The organism is Vibrio sp. 2033 (genome assembly GCF_033339735.1).
In genome coordinates, this window is the sequence record NZ_JAWOVC010000242.1 from 1 (window position 1) to 805 (window position 805).

Annotated in this window: 2 protein-coding genes; both read left to right on the top strand. The window is 46.3% G+C overall.

The features are described 5' to 3' along the window. Nucleotides 1–330 (top strand): alanine racemase C-terminal domain-containing protein (locus tag R7P74_RS25840; protein ID WP_318123503.1); only part of this gene is annotated, 330 nt, incomplete at its 5' end. A 251-nt stretch (nt 331–581) separates the two neighbouring features. Further along, nucleotides 582–805, top strand: a 224-nt coding sequence (locus tag R7P74_RS25845) for an MgtC/SapB family protein (protein WP_318123505.1), incomplete at its 3' end; no start/stop codon positions are given.

Here is an 805-nt window from a genome sequence, read left to right on the forward strand (position 1 = left end):
GGCTACGGCAGCACTAAAGTTTTAGAGCGTGACTCTATCCTGGCTAACCTGCCTATCGGCTACTCAGACGGTTTCGCCCGTTCACTAAGCAACAAAGCTGACGTTCTGATCAACGGTCAGCGTGCTCGCGTGATGGGTAAAGCGTCAATGAACACTACTATGGTTGATGTCACTGACATCATTGGTGTTCAGGCAAACGACGAAGTAGTTGTATTTGGCCGCCAAGGCTTTGAAGAAATCACAGCAGAAGAAACCGAAGAGAAAAGCGGTCGTATTCTGCCTGAGCACTACACTATCTGGGGTGCAACTAACCCTCGCGTTTACCGTTAAACGGCAAGTGCAATAGTCACCAAGGCCAGTCTCATACTGGCCATTTTTATGCCTGTTGTTTAATAACAGTCATTCCATCAAAACGATAAAATAAGATCATCGCCAATTTGATCGTTTTTGCTCTCCATTTGGCTCATCGTCGCGCTCCAAACCAGAAGCAGATGTTCAATGTAAATTTGTCGACACGAACGATCCTTTTTGTTCGCTTTGCAGGATAAGTCTATGCATACTCCGCTGCTTTGGAGGTCAAGATGCATACAGCATTCGAACAAATTTTCGATCTTGGCCCATTCAGTTGGCCTGCCCTATTTTGCTGTGCCATCAATGGGTTAATGATTGGCATAGAACGCCAAACCCGTGGTAAACCAGTAGGTATTCGCACAGCAATTCTCATTATTTCAGGCACCTACCTGTTTATGTCGATGGCAGTGTCGTTATCACCAAACACGCTCGACCAAGCTCGTGTGCTTGGTCA